Source organism: Brevundimonas sp. (genome assembly GCF_032055285.1).
Classification (GTDB): domain Bacteria; phylum Pseudomonadota; class Alphaproteobacteria; order Caulobacterales; family Caulobacteraceae; genus Brevundimonas.
The window spans coordinates 156,626-172,140 of the sequence record NZ_DAMBRE010000003.1; the positions used below are offsets into that span (position 1 = coordinate 156,626).

At 66.7% G+C, this 15,515-nt stretch carries 15 protein-coding genes and 2 tRNA genes (1 of these 17 cut by a window edge); 7 read left to right on the forward strand and 10 right to left on the reverse strand.

What is annotated here, in order from left to right; translation table 11 throughout:
• Positions 1–16: 16 nt before the first annotated feature.
• Both RTY13_RS08915 and tldD read left to right on the forward strand, forming a co-directional pair.
• A complete protein-coding gene (locus RTY13_RS08915; RefSeq protein ID WP_312782777.1) occupies positions 17–796 on the forward strand; it encodes a GIN domain-containing protein in 780 nt (259 codons plus the stop codon).
• Positions 797–1,060: 264 nt separating this feature from the next.
• Positions 1,061–2,491: a metalloprotease TldD gene (gene tldD / locus RTY13_RS08920; RefSeq protein WP_312782778.1), complete on the forward strand. Its 1,431-nt coding sequence runs from the start codon at positions 1,061–1,063 to the stop codon at positions 2,489–2,491.
• Here tldD and RTY13_RS08925 read toward each other — a convergent pair.
• Positions 2,488–3,459 carry a TraB/GumN family protein gene (locus tag RTY13_RS08925; protein ID WP_312782779.1) on the reverse strand — a complete coding sequence of 324 codons (972 nt, stop codon included), beginning with the start codon at positions 3,457–3,459 and terminating at the stop codon, positions 2,488–2,490. The genes tldD and RTY13_RS08925 overlap by 4 nt on opposite strands.
• Positions 3,460–3,607: 148 nt before the next feature.
• On the opposite strand from RTY13_RS08925, the gene RTY13_RS08930 reads away from it, so the two are divergent.
• Positions 3,608–5,644: a TonB-dependent receptor domain-containing protein gene (locus tag RTY13_RS08930; protein WP_312782781.1), complete on the forward strand. Its 2,037-nt coding sequence runs from the start codon at positions 3,608–3,610 to the stop codon at positions 5,642–5,644.
• A gap of 133 nt (positions 5,645–5,777) precedes the next feature.
• Here the strand turns inward: RTY13_RS08930 and RTY13_RS08935 are convergent, their stop codons facing one another.
• Positions 5,778–7,556, reverse strand: a complete 1,779-nt coding sequence (locus RTY13_RS08935) for an oligopeptide:H+ symporter (RefSeq protein ID WP_312782783.1) — start codon at positions 7,554–7,556, stop codon at positions 5,778–5,780.
• Between the two features lie 229 nt (positions 7,557–7,785).
• On the opposite strand from RTY13_RS08935, the gene RTY13_RS08940 reads away from it, so the two are divergent.
• Complete coding sequence (locus tag RTY13_RS08940; RefSeq protein ID WP_312782784.1) at positions 7,786–8,955, forward strand: N-acetyltransferase; 1,170 nt, start codon at positions 7,786–7,788, stop codon at positions 8,953–8,955.
• Here RTY13_RS08940 and mscL read toward each other — a convergent pair.
• From mscL to aroA, 8 genes are all read right to left on the reverse strand, one after another.
• Positions 8,952–9,356, reverse strand: a complete 405-nt coding sequence (gene mscL, locus RTY13_RS08945; protein WP_105562596.1) for a large-conductance mechanosensitive channel protein MscL — start codon at positions 9,354–9,356, stop codon at positions 8,952–8,954. The genes RTY13_RS08940 and mscL overlap by 4 nt on opposite strands.
• A gap of 16 nt (positions 9,357–9,372) precedes the next feature.
• Positions 9,373–9,663: an integration host factor subunit beta gene (locus RTY13_RS08950; RefSeq protein ID WP_312782786.1), complete on the reverse strand. Its 291-nt coding sequence runs from the start codon at positions 9,661–9,663 to the stop codon at positions 9,373–9,375.
• Positions 9,664–9,875: 212 nt separating this feature from the next.
• Complete coding sequence (gene rpsA, locus RTY13_RS08955) at positions 9,876–11,579, reverse strand: 30S ribosomal protein S1 (protein ID WP_312782788.1); 1,704 nt, start codon at positions 11,577–11,579, stop codon at positions 9,876–9,878.
• 169 nt (positions 11,580–11,748) lie between these two features.
• Positions 11,749–12,399 (reverse strand): (d)CMP kinase, encoded by a 651-nt coding sequence (gene cmk, locus RTY13_RS08960; RefSeq protein ID WP_312783147.1) that lies wholly within the window; start codon positions 12,397–12,399, stop codon positions 11,749–11,751.
• Positions 12,396–12,701, reverse strand: coding sequence for a hypothetical protein (locus tag RTY13_RS08965; RefSeq protein WP_312782789.1), 306 nt, complete (start codon positions 12,699–12,701; stop codon positions 12,396–12,398). The genes cmk and RTY13_RS08965 overlap by 4 nt, the downstream gene beginning before the upstream one ends.
• On the reverse strand, positions 12,701–13,003 hold the full coding sequence (locus tag RTY13_RS08970; protein WP_312782790.1) for a hypothetical protein: 303 nt from the start codon (positions 13,001–13,003) through the stop codon (positions 12,701–12,703). Before RTY13_RS08970 ends, RTY13_RS08965 begins: the two co-directional genes overlap by 1 nt.
• A gap of 1 nt (position 13,004) precedes the next feature.
• On the reverse strand, positions 13,005–13,253 hold the full coding sequence (locus RTY13_RS08975) for a hypothetical protein (RefSeq protein WP_312782791.1): 249 nt from the start codon (positions 13,251–13,253) through the stop codon (positions 13,005–13,007).
• 47 nt (positions 13,254–13,300) lie between these two features.
• The gene (gene aroA / locus RTY13_RS08980; RefSeq protein ID WP_409450300.1) at positions 13,301–14,572 is read right to left on the reverse strand and encodes a 3-phosphoshikimate 1-carboxyvinyltransferase; all 1,272 of its coding nucleotides are present in this window, start codon (positions 14,570–14,572) and stop codon (positions 13,301–13,303) included.
• A gap of 174 nt (positions 14,573–14,746) precedes the next feature.
• Between aroA and RTY13_RS08985 the strand changes: the two genes are divergently transcribed.
• From RTY13_RS08985 to RTY13_RS08995, 3 genes are all read left to right on the forward strand, one after another.
• Positions 14,747–15,214 (forward strand): TIGR02300 family protein, encoded by a 468-nt coding sequence (locus RTY13_RS08985; RefSeq protein ID WP_312782793.1) that lies wholly within the window; start codon positions 14,747–14,749, stop codon positions 15,212–15,214.
• A gap of 125 nt (positions 15,215–15,339) precedes the next feature.
• Positions 15,340–15,415, forward strand: a tRNA-Ala gene (locus RTY13_RS08990).
• A 46-nt stretch (positions 15,416–15,461) separates the two neighbouring features.
• Positions 15,462–15,515, forward strand: a tRNA-Ala gene (locus tag RTY13_RS08995); it runs 122 nt beyond the window's last position.

Below are 15,515 nucleotides of genomic sequence, written 5' to 3' on the forward strand. Positions count from 1 at the left end.
TGAGGGAGGAACTGACATGATCCGCAATCTGCTCATCATCTCCGGCGCCGGCCTGGTCCTGGCCATCGTCGGCATCGGCGGCGCCTTCGCTGTCGGCGGCCGCGACCTGGCTCGCCACGACTGGACCTGGGTGGTCACCGACGACAACGCCGGCGACGACAGCTTCAAGATCGAACGCGGCGCCGTCTCGCCCGACACCACGCGCACCATCGCCTGGACCGGCGACCAGCGCCTGGCCATCAACCTGCCCGCCGACATCACCTACGACCAGCAGGCCGACGAGCCCGGCGTCACCATCATCGGCCCCAAGACCGTCGTCGACCGCGTCCGCTTCGCCAACGGCCGCCTGACCATGGACGACGCCCCGCGCGGCGACCGCAGCTACATCCGCTGGACCCGCACCGGCATCCACGGCTGGAGCGAGACCGACGTGCTGAAGGTCATCATCAAGGCCCCCTCGGTGAAGGCTTTCGACCTGTCGGGCCAGACCCAGCTGAACATCCGCGGCTATGACCAGCCGACCCTGGACCTGACCCTGACCGGCGGCTCCGACGTTCAGGCCCAGGGCAGGACCGAGGCCGTGACGCTGGACATCTCCGGGGCCGGCAGCGCCGAACTGGAAGAACTGTTCGTCACCGACGCCCGCTTGCGCGTCAGCGGCAGCGGCGACGCCGAGGTCGGTCCCACCGGCAAGGCCGAGGTCGATGTCTCGGGCAGCGGCTCGGTGCGCCTGACCCGCCGCCCGGCCCAGCTGCGTCAGGACATCAGCGGCTCGGGCGATGTCAGTCAGGACTGATTGAGCATCCGCCCTTCCCTCTCCCGATGGGAGAGGGATTGAGCCTCCAAGAGCGAAGCGATTGGAACAGGCGAAAGGGTGAGGGGCTGACGCATCAGTCGGCGTGAGCCGTGGCGCGGCGGCTCCGCCGACCCAAGCCAGAAACCCTCACCCTTTCGCGCAGGAACGATCGCTCCGCTCTCGTGCGCTCAAGCCCTCTCCCATCGGGAGAGGGTTTTTTGCTGCCCCCGTGACGCCGAGCCGCGCAGCCCCTATCTAGCGTCCATGAGCACCGTCGCCTCCCCCTCCCCCATCCTCGACGCTTCCGGCGTGGCCCCCGACGAGGCCCTGTCCATCCTGCAGACGGCCCTGGCCGGCGCCGACGACGGCGAACTGTTCCTGGAAAAGACCGAGAGCGAATCCCTGGTCTTCGACGACGGGCGGCTGAAGGGCGCCTCCTATGACGCCGTGGAAGGCTTCGGCCTCCGTGTCGTGGCGGGCGAGACCGCCGGCTACGCCCACGCCAACGAGATTTCCGCCGCCGCCATACGCCGCGCCGCCGACAGCGCCGCCCTGGCCAAGCGCGGCTATTCCGGTCACGCCGCCGAGGCCCCGCGCGCCACCAATCAAAAGCTCTACGACGAGGTCGATCCCCTCGCCTCGCCCGGCTTCTCGGACAAGATCGAACTGCTGTCGGAAATCGACGCCTGGGCCCGCGCCCGCGACCCGCGCGTGGTTCAGGTGTCCGCCTCCATCATCGGCGAGCGCCGCGCCGTCGAGATCCTGCGCGCCGACGGCCGCCTGCTCAGCGACGTGCGCCCCCTGGTCCGACTGAACGTCTCGGTCACGGTCGAACGCGACGGCAAGCGCGAGAGCGCCTCGTCCGGCGCCGGCGGCCGTGCCGGCTTCGAGGCCTGGATCGCCCCGGACCGCTGGCAGGGCCAGATCGACGAGGCCCTGCGCCAGGCCCTGATCAACCTGGACGCCATCGACTGCCCGGCGGGCGAGATGGACGTGGTCCTGGGCGCAGGCTGGCCCGGCGTCCTGCTGCACGAGGCGGTCGGCCACGGCTTCGAGGGCGACTTCCACCGCAAGGGCTCATCGGTCTTCAGCGGCAAGATGGGTCAGCGCGTGGCGGCGCCGGGCGTGACCGTGGTGGACGACGGTTCCATCGCCGGGCGTCGCGGCTCGCTGTCGTTCGACGACGAGGGCACCCCCACCTCGCGCACGGTCCTGATCGAGGACGGCATCATGGTCGGCCTGATGCACGACCGCCTGTCAGCGCGTCAGCTGGGCGCGAACGCCACCGGCAACGGGCGGCGCCAGTCCTTCGCCCACATGCCCATGCCGCGCATGACCAACACCTTCATGGAAGGCGGCAAGGATTCGAAAGCCGACATGATCGCCAGCACCAGGCGCGGCCTCTACGCCGCCAACTTCGGCGGCGGCCAGGTGGACATCACCAACGGCAAGTTCGTCTTCCAGTGCACAGAGGCCTATCTGATCGAGGACGGCAAGATCACCGCTCCGGTGCGGGGCGCCACCCTGATCGGCGACGGGGCCACCGCCCTGACCCACATCCAGATGATCGGCGACGACTTCGCCTTCGACCCCGGCGTCGGCACCTGCGGCAAGTCCGGTCAGGGCGTCCCCGTCGGCATCGGCCAGCCCAGCCTCAAGATCGGCGGACTGACGGTGGGCGGCACGGCGGTCTAGAGAGGCGGAGCCTGCCCTGCCTTCCAGGGCGGTCCCGAAACGTCGAGCAGAGCGACCTGCATCTGGTCCAGCACGCCGTCGGTCTCGGCCAGCACCCGCAGCGGCACGACGGCCAGGGTCACGCCTGGCTGCTCCAGCGCCTCATCGAGCGCCGCGCTCCATTGATCCCTGAGCTGAACCGACAGCGCTGGATCACCCCACGGCCAGCATTGAGCCAGGGCCTGTTCAAGCGGCATGGCCATCACCTCGACCACCTGGCGTCGCCGCCAGGCCTCCGCGCGGGCCATCGCCGCCCCGGCGCCGTCCTCGGCCGCCCGGATCGATGCCTGAAGACAGGACAGGTGGGTCGTCGGCGGCGCTGTGATCAGCATCTCGACCAGATCGTCGCCGCGCACCACGCCGATGGAGCGGATAGGCACCTTGGCCTTTCGAGCCGCGCGCCGCACCACAGCCCGCGCGGCGCCCGCGCCGGACACGCCGCCGCTGCGTAGCCCTGCATGTTCTTTCAACAAGTCATCGGCCAGGAACATCAGCCCCTGCCTCCGCCAGCCGTCGTCGCCCGCCTTGACCGCTTCCAGCCGAGCCAACCAGTCGGCGGACACGTAGTCCGCGACCGTGGTCTGACCCGGCAGCATGGCGATGGTGCGTGCCCGCCAGATGATGCGCCCAAGATCAGCGAAGGAGGCGCGGCCTTCCTGCGGAAAGAGAATGCGCTGCGACCGTTCAGCGGCGGCCTCCAGCGCCTCGGTCCGCCAGACCATGTCGCGCGGCACGCCCTCGATGGCGCCGACCAGGACCAGGGTGCTGTCGCCACGCGTCACTTCCCAGATCGGGGCGTCGGTGCGGCGCGCCGTGACGACGATCTCGTCGACCGTTGTCGTGGGCGCCTCGCTGTCCTGCGCCCGCGCCTTGGCGCCGAACGACAGAGCCAGCACAAGCGCCGAAACAGCGAGGATACGTGAGATCATGATGTCTGGCGTAACAGTATCCAGTCAGGCTGTAATCTGACTATTCCGTAATGCTGTCCGCGATTTAATCCACCTGTCAGGCTTGTAACTGGAGGCTGAGCCTCGCTGCCGTCACACCTTCCCCACGACTGAGGGAGAGGACGACGCCATGACCAAGACCATTCTGCTGGCCACCACCGCTGCGCTGACTTTCGCTGCTGCAGCCCCGGCCCTGGCCGAGACGACGCGCGCCCCCCAGACAGCCGAGGCCAGCGACCAGGGCGTCCTGATCTTCGCGCCCGACTTCTTCAAGGACGCCCGTCCGAACACCGCGCTGGACATGGTCAATCGCATTCCGGGCTTCTCGGTCAACGACGGCGACGGCGCGCGCGGCTTTGAAGGCGCGGTCGGCAACATCCTGATCAACGGCGCCCGTCCGGCCTCCAAGAACGACACCGGCTCCAATGTGCTGAGCCGCACGGTCGCCGCCCAGGTCGAGCGCATTGAACTGGTTCGCGGCGGCGCCCCCGGCATCGAGATGCAGGGCTATTCGGTGGTCGCCAACGTCATCCTGAAGACCACCTCCAGCCGCGAACACATCCTGACGACCAACGCCAGCCTGTTCGAAGGCGGCCAGGACCTGTTCGGCGGCTCCTATCAGTTCACCGCCCGCGAGGGCGAGCGCACCTGGGGCGTGACCCTGGGCGACGGCATCTCGTCCAGCGACTCCAACGGCGCCGGCTACGTCGTGCGCAGCGACGCCAACGGAAACGTCCTGCGCAACGAGCAGTATTACAACGACGGCTACGGCGGCGGGAACTCGATCCGCGGCAACTATTCCAGCCCCTTCATGGGCGGCAAGATCGACCTGACCGCCCGCTACGGCATCAACGACTGGCACAACATCAACCGCCAGACGGCCCCCGACGTCCTGCGCGAAAGCCTCTATGACAACGACGGCAAGAGCGGCGAGCTCGGCGTGGTCTACACGCGGCCGCTGAGCGAGAAGCTGAAGCTGGAAACCCGCTTCATCCACGAGTTCGAGGAGTTCGACAACGTCTCCACCTCGCGCAACCGCGACGGCGCCGTGATCAGCCCGGAACAGCTGTTCGCCTCCAACGGCAACGGCTCCGAGACCATCCTGCGCGGCCTGGTCCGCTACGAGCGGTCGCCCGCCATGGACTTCGAGGCCGGCGGCGAGGTCGCCTACAACATGCTGGAGACCGAGCAGGCCTATTCGGTCGGCGGCGTGGCCGTTCCCCTGCCTTCGGCCTCGGTCAAGGTCGAGGAGACGCGCGGCGAGCTGTTCGGCAAGGGCACCTGGCGCATCAATCCCAAATGGACCCTGGAAAGCGGCCTGCGGCTGGAATCCTCGACCATCAGCCAATCGGGCGACGCCTCGCAGGAGAAGAGCTTCTTCTTCGCAAAGCCGCGCATCCTGGCCACCTGGACGCCCATGGCCAATACCCAGGTCCGCGCCCGCTTCGAGCGCACCGTGGGCCAGCTGGACTTCGACGACTTCGCCGCCTCGGCCGAGTTCGCCGACGAAAGCGTCTTCGGCGGCAATGTGAACCTGTCGCCGGAATCGCGCTGGATCAGCGAGCTGACGTTCGAGAAGCGCTTCTGGGGCGAGGGCATCGTCAGCCTGGGCCTGCGCCACGACGAGATCACCGACGCCATCGACCTGATCCCGCTGGAAGGCGGACTGGCGGCGGTCGGCAACATCGGCGACGGCACCCTGGACCAGCTGTCGCTGAATGTGACCATCCCCACCACCAAGCTGGGTCTGTCGGGCGGCAAGTTCGGCTTCCGCAACACCTGGAACAAGACCGAGGTCACCGACCCGACGACGGGCGAGACCCGCGCCATCTCGGGCGTGCGCCCGACCCAGGCGACCATCACCTTCCAGCAGGACATCACCTCGTGGAAGCTGCAGTGGGGCGGCGCCTGGATTCCGCTGCTGGGCCAGAAGAACTTCCAGCCGGACCAGATCTCGGGCTGGCGCGGCACCGACTATTACGAGATGTGGGCCGAGTACAAACCGACCCCGACCCTGTCGATCCGGGCCCAGGTCAACATCTGGAACGACTTCGACCAGGAGCGGATCGTCTTCGCCAATCGCGAGACCCGGCCCGTGGCCTTCGTGGAGGAACGCTTCGTCGATCCACGCACCTTCTGGCAGATCCGCGTGCGCAAGACCTTCTAGAGCCCAAGACCAAGACCCCGGCCCGTCTCCTGGAGGAAGCGCGGGGTGAACGGGGCCTCCCCCGGACCAACTGAAAAGGGCGGCGCCTCCTGCGAGACGCCGCCCTTCTCTTGTCGATCGGGATGTCAGGCGATTAGTGGATGCCCGCCATGCCCTTCTTCAGCAGCGGCGACAGCACCAGCAGCACAACGCCGACGACGACGCCGGTCCAGCCGATGGTCCCGAAGATCGAGCCATAGGTCTGCAGCGCCAGCTCGGGGCTGGTGACCACGCCCGCGACGGTGTCGGTCGAGGTCGCCTGAGCGATGAAGCCGGCGGCGATGTGGGCCACCGAGCTGGACAGGAACCAGACGCCCATCATCATGCCGACGACACGATCCACCGACAGCTTGGTGATCATCGACAGCCCGACCGGCGACAGGCAGAGCTCGCCCATCGTGTGCAGGAAGTAGGTCAGGAACAGGAAGATCAGCGGCACGCGGAAGTCCACATTGGCCTGGTTCGCTGCGGCCCAGGTCAGCAGCAGGAAGCCCGCGCCGACCAGGACCAGGGCGAAGGAGAACTTCACCGGGGTCGAGGGCTCCATGTTGCGCTTGCCCAGCCACACCCACAGGGCGGCGATGATCGGACCGCCGATGACGATGATGCCCGGGTTGAACATCTGGGTCATGGGCGCATTGAACCACGACGGCATGGCCGTCGACTGGTCGGCGAACAGGGTCAGCGACGAACCGGCCTGTTCGAACAGGGCCCAGAACAGGACCGAGAAGAAGATCAGGGTCAGGGCGACCAGCATGCGGCTGCGTTCCGATCCGCGCAGCTTGAACACGACGTAGCCGACCACCGAGGCGAAGATGACGCCGGCCAACCAGGGCAGGGCCGTCTCGATGATGTGGTGACGCTGCATCAACAGCCAGACCGGGAAGACGGTGACCAGGCCGCCGATCCAGAAGACGGCCTCGAAGGGCACGCCGAAGATCTTGCGGGTCTTGAGCATTTCCGGCTGCGGCGGACCACCCCGACCTTCCAGCCAGCTCTGGCCGAGGATGAAGGTGATCAGGCCTAGGGTCATGCCGATGCCGGCCAGACCGAAGCCATAGGCCCAGCCGTACTTGATGCCGAGATAGGAACAGGCCGCCGTGGCCAGGACCGAACCCAGGTTGATGCCGACGTAGAAGATGGTGAAGCCGCCGTCGCGACGGGGATCGTTCTCTTCATACAGGGCGCCGACGACCGTCGAGATATTGGCCTTTAGGAAGCCCACGCCGACGATGATCAGCGACAGGGCGAAGAACAGGATAGGCTCCCCGAAGCCGAGGTCGCGCACGGTTTCCAGCTTGTAGCCGTCCGTAGCGGTGAAGGCCGGGAAGCCGCTCGCCTGGGCCACAGCCGGAACAGCGGCGTCAGCCGCCGCCGCAGCCGCCGGCTCGGCGCCGACCCTGGACACGCCTTCCGGCGAGATCGTGATCTGGGTGCGCTCGTCGCCGTTGACGGCGAAGATGGCGCGGTTCTGATCGCGGCCTTCGACCTGAAGCTCATAGGTGGTGGCGCCGATGGTCAGCTTCTCGCGACCGCCCGTGCCTTCAAAGGCCATCATGAAGTGGCCGGCGACGAGCAGGACGGCGCCGATGATGACCGCCTTGCGCGATCCAAGATACTTGTCGGCCAGCATCCCGCCGACCACCGGCATCAGATAGACCAGGGCGGCGTAGGCGGCGTAGATGCCCTGCGCCTCTTTCGGACCGAACAGGAAGTGCTGGGTCAGATAGAGGACCAGCAGGGCCCGCATGCCGTAGTAGGAAAAGCGTTCCCACATCTCTGTGAGGAACAGGACAACCAGCCCCCGCGGGTGTCCTAGAAACGTCTTGCGAGGCGCCGCCGACAGCGCGCCCCCCCCATCCGTCGTGCTCAACGGCGTTCTCCCAAATGCTGCGCCCTGACTGGCGCATTGAAGGGCGGAGAAACAGCACGGCGGGGCCGCGTGAACAAGCGTTAACGCCGCATTCCGTCACCGCAATGACGCATTTGTCAGTCCCGATAACACAACTTTAGATTGTTTGCCCAAGCATCACACGAAGAAACACAACCAGAAACATCCGCCATCCCGCTGCTGACCCGCCTGGAGAAAAGGCTCGACGCGCATGACCCTTCGTCACTTTCACCTGTCCGACGCGCCCGGCGTCAACCGGCTGCACCGCGCCGTCTGGTGGCCGGAGCGGTCGCCTGAAGGCTGGCGCTGGCTGGATGAGAATCCCGCCCGTCAGGCCCTGGACGCTCCCTCTGGCTGGGTGATCGAGGATAGCGACGGCGCTCCCGCCGCCTTCCTGGGCAACTTCGTCCAGCGTTTCTGGCGGGGTGACCGCCTGCTCTACGGCGCGACGGGTTTCTCGATCATCGTCCCGCCCGATCGCAAGGGACGCAGCCGCGACCTGATCCAGGCCTTTATGGCCCAACCGGGCTGCTTCGCCCGCTACACCCTGAACGCCAACGCCCGCTCCAGCCCCCTGTACCAGCGCTTTGGCATGACGGCCTGGCCGCCGCGCACCCATGGGTTGAAGCTGTCCTGGATCATCAACCCCGCCGCCTGCCTCTACAGCCGCGGCCTGCGCAGTCTGGTGGCGCGCGCGCCCCGCGCCGCGCTTTGGCTGGGCGAGCAGTTGACGCCGCTGCACGGCGCGCCGTCTCCGGCTCCCATGACCCTGGCCGGCGGGGTTTCACTGCTGGACGACCTGTCCGACGCCTCCCCCTACTCCCGGTTCTGGACAGAACTGCGTGATCAGGGACGCATCCTGGCCGATCGCAGCCCGGCCATGCTGCGCTGGCGATACGCCGACCCGGACCTGACGACGCCGCCGCTTCATCTGGTCCGGCGCGTCGGCGACCGGATCACCGGCCACGCCATGGCCATGCTGGGCAAGGGCAATCCCATAGAGCCGCCCGTCCTGGAGATCATCGACCTGCAGGCCCTGGACCACGACCGGGCCGCTGTCCGCGCCCTCGTCGCCGCCCTGCTGCGGCTAGCGCCGGGCTGGGGCGCGGCCAAGGTTCGGCTTCAGGTGGTGAGCGATTCCCTGCTGCGCGACATGGGCGACCTGGCGCGCAAGGCGCGCCGAGAGGGCGGCTGGGGGCATTGTCACGCCGCCTTCGCGCCCGACATCCAGACAACCGAAGTCGATGGGCCGAGCGACTGGCGCCCTACCCCGTTCGACGGCGACTATGCGTTCTGTGTTCGGCCCGTACCCAAACGCCCGCCGATTCCGTCAGGCCCCTGGGCGTCCAGCCAGGACGCCCCGATCGCCACGCCCGCTTAGGGACGGGCCTTCAACTCGTCGCGGATCTCGGCCAGCAGGGCCTCGGTCGCGGTCGGGGCGGCGGCCTCGGCCGGCTGCTCGCGTCGCATCTTGTTGATGCCCTTGACCAGCAGGAAGACCACAAAGGCCACGATCAGGAACTGGATCAGGGTGTTGATGAAGGCGCCGTACTGGATCGCCACCTTCTCCACGGCTTCGGTCGCCGGATTTTCAGGCACCAGGACCCACTCCAGCTTGGAGAAGTCCACCTTGCCGAGCAGCAGGCCGATGGGCGGCATGATGATCTGATCGACCAGGCTGGTGACGATCTTGCCGAACGAGGCGCCGATGATGACGCCGACCGCCAGGTCGACGACGTTGCCGCGCGCGGCGAATTCACGAAACTCGGTCAGCAGGCTCATTCTTCAGTCTTTCGTTTCAAGCGTCGCCAGAAGCGTTCAGGCGCTCTCGAAGTTCCTTGCCGCTCTTGAAAAAGGGCACGGCCTTGGCCGGAACCTCGACCGTCTCGCCAGTGCGGGGGTTGCGCCCGACACGCGCGGGCCTGCTGCGCACCGAAAAGGCGCCGAAGCCCCGAAGTTCGACCCGGCCGCCGTCCGACAGCGACTCGGTCATCTGACCCAGGATGACGTTGACGACCCGTTCCACCTCGGCGTGGGTCAGGTGGATGTTCTCGGCCGCCAGCTTCTCGATCAGTTCAGACTTGATCATTCAGGCCCCCGCCTGTGGCTGTTTCAGATGCAGTCGCTTCCGCTCAGGTCCGCACCCTAACCGTCTGACGCCACAGGAATAAAGAGGGCGCGTCGGATTAAGAGCGATTCTCACAGGGTAGCCTCGCCATTGGCGCGGGTTCTTGCCCTTGGCGCAAGAAAAAAGGCGGCTGGATCGCTCCAGCCGCCCCGTTTTCTGGTCGAAAAGGAAGATTATTCCTTCGAACCGGCCTTTTCACGCAGCGCGGCGCCCAGGATGTCGCCGAGCGAAGCGCCCGAGTCCGACGAACCGAACTGTTCGATGGCCTCGGCCTCGTCCTTCATTTCCAGCGCCTTGACCGACACCGAGACGCGGCGCGTGGCCTTGTCGATGCCCGTGATCATGGCGTCGACGCGATCGCCGACGGCGAAGCGTTCCGGACGTTGCTCGTTGCGGTCGCGCGACAGGTCCGACTTGCGGACGAAGGCCGTGACCGGCGCGTCGTCTTCACCGAACTTGACTTCGATGCCGCCCGACTCGACCGCCGTCACCGTGACGGTGACTTGCTGGCCGCGCTTGTAGGTGTCGCCTTCCATCGGATCGCCGCCGAGCTGCTTGACGCCCAGCGAGACGCGTTCCTTCTCGATGTCGACGTCCAGAACCTTGGCCTTGATCGTTTCGCCCTTGCGGTAACGCTGGATGGCTTCTTCGCCCGAAACGTTCCAGTCCAGGTCCGACAGGTGGACCATGCCGTCGATGTCGTTGTCCAGGCCGACGAACAGGCCGAATTCGGTGGCGTTCTTGACTTCGCCCTCGACGGTCGAACCGACCGGATGAGCCTCGACGAAGGCTTCCCACGGGTTGTTCTGAGCCTGCTTCAGGCCCAGCGAGATACGGCGCTTGGCGCTGTCGACGTCCAGGACGATGACGTCCACTTCCTGCGAGGTGGAGACGATCTTGCCCGGGTGGACGTTCTTCTTGGTCCAGGACATTTCCGAGACGTGGACCAGGCCTTCGACGCCGGCTTCCAGCTCAACGAACGCACCGTAGTCGGTGATGTTCGTGATGCGGCCCGTGTACTTGGCGTTGACCGGGTACTTGGCTTCGACGCCGTCCCACGGATCCGACTGCAGCTGCTTCATGCCGAGGCTGATGCGCTGGGTGTCCGGGTTGATCTTGACGATCTGGACCTTGACGGTGTCGCCGACGGCCAGGACTTGCGACGGATGCGAGACGCGCTTCCACGACATGTCGGTGACGTGCAGCAGGCCGTCGATGCCGCCCAGGTCGACGAAGGCGCCGTAGTCGGTGATGTTCTTGACGACGCCTTCGCGGACTTCACCCTCTTGCAGCTGGCCGACCAGCTCCGTGCGCTGTTCGGCGCGGGCTTCTTCCAGGATGGCGCGACGCGAGACGACGATGTTGCCGCGCGGACGGTCCATCTTCAGGATGGCGAAGGGCTGTTCCTTGCCCATCAGCGGGCCGACGTCGCGCACCGGGCGGATGTCGACTTGCGAGCCGGGCAGGAAGGCCGAGGCGCCGCCCAGGTCGACGGTGAAACCGCCCTTGACGCGACCGACGATGGCGCCGTTGACCGGCTGACCTTCGGCGAAGACGACTTCCAGACGGGTCCAGGCTTCTTCGCGGCGAGCCTTGTCGCGGCTGATGACGGCCTCACCCAGGGCGTTCTCGACGCGTTCCAGGTAGACTTCGACGTTGTCGCCGACCTTCGGGATGACGGCGCCTTCGCCGATGCCGAATTCGCGGGCCGGAATGCGACCTTCGGTCTTCAGACCGACGTCGATGATGATGATGTCTTTCTCGATGCCGACGACGCGGCCGTGAACGACCTGGCCTTCGCCAAGGTCGCGGCCCTGCAGTTGTTCGTCGAGCAGCGCGGCGAAATCGTCACGCGAGGGGTTATGGGTGTCGGTCATGTAGCTCTGGGGTTGAGGCGCGCGACCGAATGGTCCCGCGCGGGTGGACAAAGATAGAAAGGGAAAATCAGGTCGTCAGGACGCGAGGCCGGCGCAAGAGGCGCAAACAAATAAAGCCAGAGCGCCCGCGGAAGCCGAGGTCAGGAGCGTTGGATTTGCCCGCCAGCCCCTAGAGACCATGCCGGACGCGCGCCGCCTCGACGATACGGCGGGCCGCATCGAAGGCGGCTTCTATACCCAGATCGGTCGTGTCCAGCAAGACCGCGTCCTCGGCCTGGATCATGGGGGCGGAATCCCGCCCCGAGTCCCGCTCGTCGCGACGACGGATGTCCTCCAGCATGTCGGCGAAGGCGATATCCTGCCCCCGCGCCGTCAGTTGCTTCCAGCGACGCTCGGCGCGGACCTCGGGCGTGGCGGTCACATAGAGCTTGGCGACAGCGTCTGGGGCGATGACCGTGCCGATGTCGCGCCCGTCCAGAACCGCGCCGCCGGGCTGGGCGGCGAAGTCCTGTTGCAGCTTCAGCAGGGCGGCGCGCACGCCGGGATGGCTCGCGACCCGGCTGGCCGCCTCGCCCGCATGACGCTCGGTCAGGCGCGGATTGTCCGACAGGCCGGCGATGTCGAGCGACAGGGCCGCCGCCTCGGCTGCAGCCGCGTCGCCCAAATCCCGCCCCGCATCCAGCACCGCCAGACCCACCGCGCGATACAGCAGGCCGGTGTCCAGATGCGGCAGGCCGTAGTGCGTCGCCAGACGGGCGGCGATAGTGCCCTTGCCCGAGGCGGCGGGGCCGTCGACGGCGATGACGAGAGTCTGGGTCAGGGGGCTGTCTTTCCGATGGCTTCACGAAGGGCGATCAGCAGGCAGAGGATGCAAAGACCGCCTGCCAGTAGAACCGCCAGCCCGTAGAAGCCGCTCAGCGCCCAGAACACAAGCGGCGCGTCCTCAAGAAAGATATCGGGGCCCCTGCGGTTCAGAAACCGTCCGGCCTGAAGGCTGCGCCACAGGTCCGTTCCGCCCGTAACGGCGCACCAGCCGATGAAGACACCGCCTACGAAGGTAGCGAGGCGTGACAATACGCCGGACTTGCGATCCGCCGTCATAATCTCGTCCTGTCGCTTCATCAGGCCTCTCGTTTCGGCTTGATGGCCGCAGCGATCCCCAGGCGGATGAGAGAGCAGAGAAGCAGCCCCCCGCCCCAACCAAGCATCATCCCGACACGACGCCGATAAAGATAGGTCGCGACCTCTTCCGACAGGTCCAGCGCGGCATGACCGTCCATGCGGCCGTCGGACAAATCGAAATGGCCCTCCACATACAAGCCCAGCCCGAACAGGATAAACGCCAAGCCTAGTATCAGCAGGCAGGCTGCGGCCGCATGCAGGATGATACCCGGCGGATAGCGACCAACCTGTTGTGCGCCCATCTCAGCCCTCGTCCACGGACGCCGGCGGCTTGGACGGAGATTGCAGGGCGACAGAAGCGACGAAACAGCCGCCTGCCGCCAGCAGGGTGAAGCCACTGAACATGAAGGTGGTGCGGACCTGTTTCCAGAAAAAATCGGAATCTTCCGCACGCAGAGTGGCGCCGGCCCGGGTGTCGTGACGCCCGTCCAGCGCGTCTGCCACGCCCATAATGGCGAAGACGGCGGCCAGAAGCACGAACGCCGACGCCATGGAGGCCATCACCGTATGAGGACGCGAGTCCTCTGGTGGCGAGACTGTCATCCGATATCCGCGCCCAGGGCCTTCATCATATCGACGAAGCCAGGGAAGCTGGTGGCGATCATTTCCGGGTCCAGAACCGAGACAGGCTGCTCGGCGGCCAGGCCGAGGATCAGGTGGCTCATGGCGATGCGGTGATCATGGGCCGTGGCGACGGTGGCGCCGCCCTTCACGGGTCCGCCGGTGACGATGAAGCCCTCGGCCTCCTCTTCGACCGCGACGCCGCAGGCGCTCAGACCGGCGACCATGAGCGAAATCCGGTCGCTTTCCTTGACCCGCATCTCGCCGATGCCGCGCATGATGGTGCGGCCCTCGGCATGGGCGGCGACCGCCGACAGGATGGGATATTCGTCGATCATCGAGGCGGCGCGGTCTTCCGGCACGACAACGCCCTTGAGCGCCGAATAGCGGGCGGTGATGTCGCCAACGTCCTCGCCCCCGCTGACGCGGCGGTTGGAGATGGTCAGGTCGGCGCCCATCTCGACCCAGGTGTCGAACAGGCCGGTGCGCTGCGGGTTCAGCATGACGCCCTCGACCGTCACCTCCGATCCCGGCACGATCAGGGCCGCCGCCAGGGGGAAGGCCGCCGAGGACGGATCACCCGGCACGGCCACATGGGTTCCGCTCAGTTTCTGTCCGCCCGACAGGCGAATGCGCCAACCCTCGCCTTCCTCGGTCACGTCCACCGCCGCCCCGAAGGCGCGCAGCATCCGCTCGGTGTGGTCGCGGCTCTTTTCCGGCTCGACCACGACGGTCTCGCCCGCCGCGTTCAGCCCGGCCAGCAGGATGGCCGACTTGATCTGGGCCGAGGCCACCGTCTGCACATATTCAATACCGCTCAGGCCGCCGCCGAGCAGGGTCAGGGGCAGGCGGTCCTCGGCCGCGTTCCAATCGAAGCGGGCGCCCATGTCGGCCAGAGGCCCGGTGACGCGCTTCATCGGCCGCTTGCGCAGCGAGGCGTCGCCGTCGAAGGTCGCGCTCAGATCATAGCCCGCAGCCGCGCCCATCAGCAGCCGCACCCCGGTCCCGGCGTTGCCGCAGTCGATGACCGAAGCCGGCGTCTTGAAGCCGCCCTGCCCGGTCACGCGCCAGCGCCCCTCGCCCAGCCGCTCGACCCTGGCGCCGAAGGCCTCGACCGCGCGGCCGGTGGCCAGGATGTCGTCGCCTTCCAGCAGACCCTCGATCTCGGTCACGCCCTCGGCCATGCCCCCAAAGATCAGCGAGCGGTGCGACATGGACTTGTCGCCCGGCGCGCGCACAGACCCCTTCAACGGAACGGAAACAGGACTCGCAGTAAGGGTCGAGGAGGCAGTCACCTGGCCAAAAACTCCGATTGTTCAGGAACAGCCGCGCTGGGCGGATAAGAAGGCTTTTGACAGCGGCCCCCTTGGGTGGCAAGGGAGCCGGCCGAATTCCGAAATTCAACTCCTGCCGAAGGTTATCCCGTGGCCAAACCCGAACTGGGCCAAAAGCAGGTCTGCCCGAACTGCCAGGCCAAATTCTACGATCTGAACCGTCGCCCGGCGCACTGCCCCAAGTGCGACACCGAGTTCGATCCGCTTGAAGAAGCGATGCGCAACCGCCGCGTTCGCGGTCGCGCCGGCGCCGGCTTCGCCGCCGACGACGAGGCCGAGGATCAAGTCGCCGACAAGTCGGTCGACGGCGACGAAGAGGAAGAGGACGCCGAAGCCTCGACCCCCGAAATCGACGAGGAAGGCCACGAGCCGATCCTGACGCCCGACGACGACGACGACGGCGAACCCGGAGCCGACGACGCCGGCATGGGCTCGTCCGACGGCGACGACGACGACGCCCTGGGCGACGACGACGATGACTCGGTGCCCTTCATCGAGGACGAAGACGACGACAACCTCGACGACGAGATCGTCAAGCCGTCGCGCGACGACGACTGATACCAAGGGTCGGAAAAATAAGCGGAAAAAAAGTTGTCAGGGCGGCTTGATCTCTCAAAAGGCCTGACATAGTTTCCGCCCCTCGCTGGGGGCCAAAATCTCCGGCGAGGCCGACCGAAAGGTTCGGGGCTTTAGCTCAGTTGGTAGAGCGCTTGCATGGCATGCAAGAGGTCAGCGGTTCGACTCCGCTAAGCTCCACCATTCGTCTCGACCCGGTTCGCCGGTACATACCCAAGCCGCAAGGCGCGGGGCTTTAGCTCAGTTGGTAGAGCGCTTGCATGGCATGCAAGAGGTCAGCGGT

What these genes read in the sequence shown, in the direction of transcription:
- RTY13_RS08965 (WP_312782789.1), bottom strand. Translation starts at nt 12,701, where the DNA reads ATGAAGCGACAGGACGAGATTATGACGGCGGATCGCAAGTCCGGCGTA.
- rpsA (WP_312782788.1), bottom strand. Translation starts at nt 11,579, where the DNA reads ATGACCGACACCCATAACCCCTCGCGTGACGATTTCGCCGCGCTGCTC.
- RTY13_RS08975 (WP_312782791.1), bottom strand. Translation starts at nt 13,253, where the DNA reads ATGGCGTCGGCGTTCGTGCTTCTGGCCGCCGTCTTCGCCATTATGGGC.
- RTY13_RS08915 (WP_312782777.1), top strand. Translation starts at nt 17, where the DNA reads ATGATCCGCAATCTGCTCATCATCTCCGGCGCCGGCCTGGTCCTGGCC.
- RTY13_RS08940 (WP_312782784.1), top strand. Translation starts at nt 7,786, where the DNA reads ATGACCCTTCGTCACTTTCACCTGTCCGACGCGCCCGGCGTCAACCGG.
- RTY13_RS08925 (WP_312782779.1), bottom strand. Translation starts at nt 3,459, where the DNA reads ATGATCTCACGTATCCTCGCTGTTTCGGCGCTTGTGCTGGCTCTGTCG.
- RTY13_RS08950 (WP_312782786.1), bottom strand. Translation starts at nt 9,663, where the DNA reads ATGATCAAGTCTGAACTGATCGAGAAGCTGGCGGCCGAGAACATCCAC.
- tldD (WP_312782778.1), top strand. Translation starts at nt 1,061, where the DNA reads ATGAGCACCGTCGCCTCCCCCTCCCCCATCCTCGACGCTTCCGGCGTG.
- RTY13_RS08930 (WP_312782781.1), top strand. Translation starts at nt 3,608, where the DNA reads ATGACCAAGACCATTCTGCTGGCCACCACCGCTGCGCTGACTTTCGCT.
- RTY13_RS08970 (WP_312782790.1), bottom strand. Translation starts at nt 13,003, where the DNA reads ATGGGCGCACAACAGGTTGGTCGCTATCCGCCGGGTATCATCCTGCAT.
- mscL (WP_105562596.1), bottom strand. Translation starts at nt 9,356, where the DNA reads ATGAGCCTGCTGACCGAGTTTCGTGAATTCGCCGCGCGCGGCAACGTC.